Below are 7,025 nucleotides of genomic sequence, written 5' to 3'. Positions count from 1 at the left end.
GTTTGACAGGGGGCCGCTGGCGAAGCGGGGCCACGACGCGCCGGAACGATGCACCTGCCGGGAAACCGGCGGGACTGAGCCCGGCCGCCTACAGCTTGCCGACCAGCCAGCGGCCTACCTCACGCGTCGCCGATGGGGTCTGTTTCGGCCCTGCGCACCCAACGGCGCAGGGTCTCCGGCGTCATTCCGAACTTGGCGGCGATAGAGCAGATAGCGGCCCACTGGCTGTGGTGCTCGTCTTGATGCTCGAACACCATCCTGGTGGCCCGCTCACGCACTTCTTGCGGATACCTGGTTCCTGTCGTCATGGCTCCAACCTCTCACGGTCGGGAGCCGCCAGGAAACCCGGGGCGATTCACTCGGCCTCGAGAGCCTCATCTTGATTGTCCAGGGCGTGGTGAAGGATTGGCGAGCGATCGACGACTCCTCCGGGCCGCCCATCGACTGAAGCTTGGTCGACTATGCCGGCTCAATGCGCGCGATCACGCCGGTTCCGCCGGCGAGCGTGCCGGTCGAGTTGGTGAGCACGTACATCTCGCCGCCGGTGTCCTGTCCGAACGCCAGCAGGTATGAGTCGAAGTCATCCGCACCGTCGACGAGCAGGATCTGCACGCGATGCAAGACGTCGGCGGACATGTCCAGCGTGAACAAGCGTCCCGACGCGATGCCCTCGTCGAACTCGTGCGAGTAGTCCCCAAACACGTACCGACCGGCCAGTTGCGGCAGCGCCGTGCCGCGGTAGACGAACCCGCCGATCCCCGCCTCGCCGTTCGTGGTGTCGTTCGGCCCGGTGTGGTCGTACTCCGCCACGGGCTCCACGAGCCCGGGAGCGTCACCCTCGGTCACGAAACCGTCTTCGGGCGACGAAGGTGATCCGGGGTGAAAGAGGAACGTTCCCTCCTTGAGGCGCCAGCCGAAGTTTCCGCCGCGCTGAATGACGTCAACTTCTTCAACGGCGCCTTGGCCGGTGTCCCCGACCCACAGCTCTCCGGTGACCGTATCGAACGAGGTGCGCCATGGGTTGCGAAGCCCATAAGCCCAAATCTCATCGGCACCGCGCGCACCGACGAACGGGTTGTCGGCTGGGATGCCGTACTTGCCGTTGGCGGAGTTGGAGCCGTTGGGATCGATCCGGAGGATCTTCCCAAGCACGTTCCGGCGAGCGAGGCTCTGCCCGTTGCCGCCGGGCACGTGACCGGGACCCTGGTCGTCGCCGAAGCCGCCGTCGCCGACCGACAGGTACAGCATCCCGTCGGGCCCGAACTGGAGCGAACCACCATTGTGGTTGAACTCGGGCTTGTCGACGCGCAGCAGCTCACGTGCGCTGCCAGGGGCGATCGTCGCGTTGGGACCGGCCGGGTGCTTCACGTGCCACTTGGTCAGCACGTTCTGGCACGGATGCGCGATGAACACCGGATCGTACTGACGACAGTTAGCCCGTACGCCCGGCTCGGTGCTGAAGTCGGCGCGTCGTTGGTACGGCTGGGTCTGGTAGGTGAAAACACTCCCGGTCGCCTGGTAGTTCGGGTCGAAGGCGAGGCCGAGCAACCCTCGCTCGTCGAAGTCCGACCCGGGCACCACGTTCCCCAACTTCACGAGGATCGGGCTGAGGTCGGCGAACAACCTCTTCGGAGCCCCCGCCCCGGACGTGTCGACCGCCCAGATCTTCCCCGTCTGATCGGTGACGAACAACTGGTTGGCGACGCCGGGGGCGGTCGTCGCCGAGGTCGGCGAGTCGAACCCGCTGGCAATCGTGTTCAACGTGACGGAGAACGATGTCGTCGGCAACGCACCGGGAATCGGGTCGTCTAGTCCTTGCTCCGTCTCTGCACCGGCTGGTACCAGACCGACAAGAAGGATGAGAGTGGCAGAGGCCGCGAGAACGTGTCGAGCCCGCATGAGCTTCCCCCTCAACGAAAGGTTTCCTTGGTGGAGATACGGGCGGCGCTCGCTACAGGATTGCGAAGCGTGCTGCTCATCGCGATCGTCGGCGCGTTGCGAAGACGAATAGCCATTCCCCGTGCAGCCTTGACGTTGCGTGGAGCCGGAGGTCGGACTCGAACCGACGACCTGCGGTTTACGAAACCGCTGCTCATCGGCCAGGTACCTGACTCATGTCCGAAATATCCGTTTCGAGATCGGGCAGTTCGCGTTCCGAGGGCGGCAGCCTCGGTCCGATCATCCACACGCATGGGCCCGGGGAGCAGGTCAAGCTGACCTGGGTCGACCGCACCGGAACCCACACGGCGACCCTCCAGCTCATGAGCGGCCCCGCCGTCTGAGGTTTGCGAGGCGCACAGGAAACCTGAGGAACCCGAGGTCTAGGCGGATCCGGTCGGCTGCCCCTGGCGCAGGTCGAGCGCCGACCGGATCTCGTCCAGGATCGCGGGGTCGTCGATCGTAGACGGGACCTGATACTCCTGTGCGTCGGCGACCTTCCGCATGGTGCCGCGCAGGATCTTCCCGGACCGGGTCTTGGGCAGGCGGTCCACCGCGAGGACCTCCCGGAGCGAGGCCACGGGCCCGATCTGGTCCCGGACCATCGCGACCAGCTCCCGCTCGATCACCTCGGGGTCGCGGTGAACACCCGCCTTCAGCACCACGAACCCCAGGGGAACCTGGCCCTTGAGGTCGTCGTGCACCCCGATCACGGCGCACTCGGCCACGTCCCGGTGCTGGGCCAGGACCGCCTCCATGGCGCCCGTGGACAGCCGGTGCCCGGCGACGTTGATGACGTCGTCGATCCGGCCCATCACGAACAGGTAGCCGTCCTCGTCCACGTACCCGCCGTCGCCGGTCGCGTAATGCCCCGGGAACCTCGACAGGTAGGATTGCACGTATCTCGCGTCGTCGCCCCACAGCGTGGGAAGCGTTCCCGGCGGGAGCGGCAGGCCGATGGCGACCGCCCCCTCCACGTTCGGGCCCACGGGGTTCCCCTCGCCGTCCACGATGCGGACGTCGTACCCGGGCACCGGCTTGGTGGGCGAGCCCGCCTTGATGGGCAGCGGATCGATGCCCATGCAGTTCGCGGCGATGGGCCACCCCGTCTCCGTCTGCCACCAGTGGTCCACCACCGGGACGCCGAGCAGGTCGGAGGCCCAGTGGTACGTGTCCGGGTCCAGGCGCTCTCCGGCCAGGAACAGATACCGGAAGCCCGACAGGTCGTACCTCCGGACGTGCTCGCCGTTCGGGTCCTCCTTCTTGATGGTCCGGAACGCGGTGGGCGCGGTGAACAGGACCTTCACGCGGTGCTCCGAGATGACCCGCCAGAACGCGCCGGGGTCCGGCGTGCCGACCGGTTTCCCCTCGTACAGGACGGTGGTGCATCCGGTGAGCAGGGGCGCGTAGACGATGTAGGAATGTCCGACCACCCACCCGATGTCGGAGGCCGCCCAGTACACGTCGCCGGGATGGGCGTCGTAGATGTTCGGCATGCTCCAGCGCAGCGCCACGGCGTGGCCGCCGTTGTCGCGCACGACTCCCTTGGGCAGGGCCGTCGTGCCGGACGTGTACAGGATGTACAGGGGGTCGGTCGCCGCCACCGGGACGCACCCGGCGGGCTCGGCGTGCTCCATCAGCTCCGACCAGTCGAGGTCCCGGCCTTCCAGCAGCTTCGCCTCGGCCTGCTCCCGTTGGAGGACCACGCAGTGCTCGGGCTTGTGAGCGGCCACCTCGATGGCGCGGTCCAGGAGCGGCTTGTAGTCGATGACCCTGGCGACCTCGATGCCGCAGGAGGCGGAGACCACGACCTTCGGCTTCGCGTCGTCGATGCGCAGGGCCAGCTCGTGGGCCGCGAACCCGCCGAACACCACGGAGTGGATGGCACCCAGCCGCGCACAGGCCAGCATGGCGATCGCAGCCTCCGGGACCATGGGCATGTAGATGACGACGGTGTCGCCCGGGCCGACGCGCAGGCCCCGGAGGACGCCGGCGAAGCGCGCGACCTGGTCCCGTAGCTCCCGGTAGGTGTACCGGCGGATGCGCCCGGCGACCGGGCTGTCGTACACGAGCGCGAGCTGATCGGCTCGCCCGCCGTCGACGTGCCGGTCCAGGGCGTTGTGGCACGTGTTGAGCTCGCCGCCCACGAACCACCGGTAGAAGGGGGCGTTCGACTCGTCCAGGACCACGTCCGGCTCCCGGTGCCAGTCGATCAGCCGGGCGGCCTCGGCCCAGAACGCTCGAGGGTCCTCGATGCTCCTCCGGTAGGTCTGTTCGAACGTGGAAGTCACCGCCGCCGCCACCGTACACCCCCCCTCCGGCCGCGGCTTCTCGTCCGGGGGCATGTCGCTCGTCGTCTCGGCGGCCGACGCCACGCCGAACCGGTCGCACTACTCGAAGGTCGCGATGACGGGGCTGTGGTCGCTGTATTCCTGCCACTCCCGCGGCGAGAGGGCCTCGCAGCTCGTCAGTGGCCTCGCGAGGGCGATAGACGCGAACAGGTAGTCCATCTGATGCCGACACCCCTGAAGCCGTGAGGCCTGCCCGAAGGAACATGGCTCGAGGGCTCGACCTTGATCACGAGCTGGCTCGAACACGTGATCGGATGCGAGGCGTCGGCCAGCCGCCTGTTGCGGGCCACCCTGGCGATGACCACGAGCCTCGATCCGGAGGCTCTCGTGACGGGCGCGCTCCCCGCGTAGCACCGGCGGGCCCTAGCATCTCGGTAGCGAGTCGGGTCGTCCCCGAACTCCGCCAGCACCCGGGCGCCGAGGACCAGGCCGAGTCCGGGAAGACTGCGCAGGATCTCGGCGTCCGGGTGTTCCTCAAAACGGGCCCTGAGCTCAGCCTCGAGCCGCAGGGTCTCGTGGTGAAGCCCGGCGATGACCCGGACCATGGACCGCACAGCCTCCCCGTAGGCCCGGGCCACCACCTGAGGCGCCCCGAGCTGGGGGGCCTGCAGGGCCGTCCGGATCTCACCCGCTCGCCGGTCGAGGTAGCGCTGCCTCCCGCCGGCGCGAAGCGCCCGGCCGATCCTCGCCGGCGTGAGCCTGCGGCCCTCCTCCGGCGTGGGGGCGACCTCGAGGACGGCCAGGGCGTCGGAGGAGTCCAGGTCGGCGCCGAAGGCCTCGATCGCCGCCGGGTAGAAGTCCCGGAGGGCGTTGCGCAGGGCGTTCACCTGGACGAGAAGGGCCACGTGGAGTCCCTCGTCGGGTACGGGCGGCGCAACTTCATGGTGCCCGTCCCGTCCTGCTCCTCCTTCGCCGAGCTGAACGCTCGCCTGGAGGCGTCGTGCAGGGCAGATCTCGACCGGCGGGTCCGGGGCAAACCGATCACCAAGGCGGAGCTGCTGGAGGTCGACCGGGCGGCCATGCTCCCCATCCCCACCGCCTCCTTCGAGGCCCGCCGGGTGGTGGCCGGCAGGGCCAACTCGCTGTCCCTGGTGCGCTTCGACCGCAACGACTACTCGGTCCCCACGGCCTTCGCCCATCACCAGCTCACCGTCATCGGCGGGATCGAGCAGGTCCGCATCGTGGAGGACGCCCCTGCCCGCGGAAGAGACCGACCTCGTCCAGCGCACCCTCAACGGCGCCGAGCGTCTGACGGACCGTGACCCTCCTGGCGGCAGACAAGCTGGGCGAACCGGAGGCCACTTAGGACACTCTCGAAGTTGGACGTCCCAAGAGCTCGGAAGAGTCGGCGGTCATCCGGTGACAGCCCCGCCTTGTCGAGCAGCGAGTTGTAGGCGAAGTTCGGCCAGATGGCGATACTCATCCCATTCCCCAAGAGCAGGCTCCGCCACGTTTCGTCGTCGACGGCGCTCCATGGCCGCAACCGTCCGGTGATTACTCTCATTGGCCCCCTCCCATTTCATCTGCTGGCCTGACCCTCTATCGACTCATCAGCGCCTTGACCGTTAGCGGCTGGATCTTGCAGCCTCCGAATGACCCGCCCGACGAAGACCGGCTCGTCGGGTCCCTCACTGGCGTTCCAGTCACTGCTTGTGACGGATATGACAGACGGCAACGAGCGTTAGAACGTCAAGTCGGGCCAGCCTGAAGGCGCCGCTTCCCCTGCCGACGGGTCGGCTAGAGACCCCAGCTCTACTGGGACCTCGACCTGCGCGCTCCCACGCAACACGAGAAGGGTCACGGACTGCCCAGCCTTCATCAACGCGATCTCGTCGATGACGGCCGGGCTGTATGAGATGTTCGTCGGCGACGGGCTTGCTCCCTGGACTCCCAGAAGGAGGTCTCCGTTCCGGAGGGCCGACGAGGCGGGCGACCCTGGCCAAACAGTAGTGACCCGCACCGCGCGGCCGTCGGGATGGGCGGCATCCGGTAAGGCTTCTCTCCCGGAGATACCCAGCCAGGGACGGTTATCGGTCACGGTCTGGAGGGCACCATCCTTCCAAGCGACCGTGAACCGGTAGTGCCTCGACGGGCAGCAGTGTGCGTCAAGCGGTGCCCAGTAGGAAGCTGAAGCCACGACCCGTTGCCCCCCGAGCGGGCCGACGATCTCAAAGCGTCGCAGGCTCTCACCGCTCCAGATGTACCCGACCGTGGCCACGCCGCCGTCAAACTCCACGATGACCAAGTCAGTTTCGTTGAAGTTGCCCCCCGTCCAGCTGGTGGTCTGGAACACCAGGCTTCCTGCCTGGTCTGGCGAGAACTGAGCGAAGTCGACGTGATCGACGGTGGTGCTTTCCTCGCTCGTGAGCATCGGCCCCGGACTCGGGGTAGCTTGCACCGGCTGGATGCCGTAATCGTCCATGGCGTAGGTCCACGACCCCATCGAGGTCATGCGCAAGGTGATCGACCGCATGCAGATGCAAGAGGTGACCATCTGCTACGGGATGACCGAGACCTCGCCGGTGTCGTTGCAGTCGAACACCGACGACGACCTGGAGCTTCGGGTGTCCACGGTCGGGGCCGTCCACGCACGTGGAGGTCCGAAGAGCTGGCTCCTCGCTGAATCGAGTGGGTAGCCCGTAGCCCGTTCCGGCACAATGACGGTCCTTCCCCTGCCACCGACAGATGGGGAGGACCGTCGTGAACAACCTGGACCTGTTCAAGGCCGCGCTCGGA

At 67.5% G+C, this 7,025-nt stretch carries 6 protein-coding genes and 1 pseudogene; 2 read left to right on the top strand and 5 right to left on the bottom strand.

All coding sequences use genetic code 11. The features are described 5' to 3' along the window. Positions 1-137 precede the first annotated feature (137 nt). The 4 genes and pseudogenes from M3Q23_08250 to M3Q23_08235 form a co-directional block, all read right to left on the bottom strand. Positions 138-308, bottom strand: a pseudogene (locus tag M3Q23_08250) (transposase). 151 nt (positions 309-459) lie between these two features. After that, positions 460-1,761, bottom strand: a complete 1,302-nt coding sequence (locus M3Q23_08245; protein ID MDP9342077.1) for a PQQ-dependent sugar dehydrogenase — start codon at positions 1,759-1,761, stop codon at positions 460-462. Between the two features lie 560 nt (positions 1,762-2,321). After that, positions 2,322-4,241: a propionyl-CoA synthetase gene (locus M3Q23_08240; protein MDP9342076.1), complete on the bottom strand. Its 1,920-nt coding sequence runs from the start codon at positions 4,239-4,241 to the stop codon at positions 2,322-2,324. A 164-nt stretch (positions 4,242-4,405) separates the two neighbouring features. After that, on the bottom strand, positions 4,406-5,134 hold the full coding sequence (locus tag M3Q23_08235; protein MDP9342075.1) for a transposase: 729 nt from the start codon (positions 5,132-5,134) through the stop codon (positions 4,406-4,408). Between M3Q23_08235 and M3Q23_08230 the strand changes: the two genes are divergently transcribed. Then, positions 5,135-5,551 (top strand): hypothetical protein, encoded by a 417-nt coding sequence (locus M3Q23_08230; GenBank protein ID MDP9342074.1) that lies wholly within the window; start codon positions 5,135-5,137, stop codon positions 5,549-5,551. A 419-nt stretch (positions 5,552-5,970) separates the two neighbouring features. Here M3Q23_08230 and M3Q23_08225 read toward each other — a convergent pair whose 3' ends face one another. Continuing rightward, positions 5,971-6,660: a S1C family serine protease gene (locus tag M3Q23_08225; GenBank protein MDP9342073.1), complete on the bottom strand. Its 690-nt coding sequence runs from the start codon at positions 6,658-6,660 to the stop codon at positions 5,971-5,973. Positions 6,661-6,739: 79 nt separating this feature from the next. Between M3Q23_08225 and M3Q23_08220 the strand changes: the two genes are divergently transcribed. Beyond that, positions 6,740-6,925: a hypothetical protein gene (locus M3Q23_08220; GenBank protein MDP9342072.1), complete on the top strand. Its 186-nt coding sequence runs from the start codon at positions 6,740-6,742 to the stop codon at positions 6,923-6,925. Positions 6,926-7,025 lie beyond the last annotated feature (100 nt).

It is taken from the genome of Actinomycetota bacterium, from assembly GCA_030774015.1.
GTDB lineage: Bacteria > Actinomycetota > UBA4738 > UBA4738 > JACQTL01 > JALYLZ01.
The sequence above is the reverse complement of the archived record's forward strand: the minus strand, read 5'-3'. Positions and strand labels throughout refer to the sequence as shown.

Bases quoted from the DNA above. Each gene is read 5' to 3' on its own strand.
- M3Q23_08225 (MDP9342073.1), bottom strand. From the start codon at position 6,660: ATGCTCACGAGCGAGGAAAGCACCACCGTCGATCACGTCGACTTCGCT.
- M3Q23_08220 (MDP9342072.1), top strand. From the start codon at position 6,740: ATGCGCAAGGTGATCGACCGCATGCAGATGCAAGAGGTGACCATCTGC.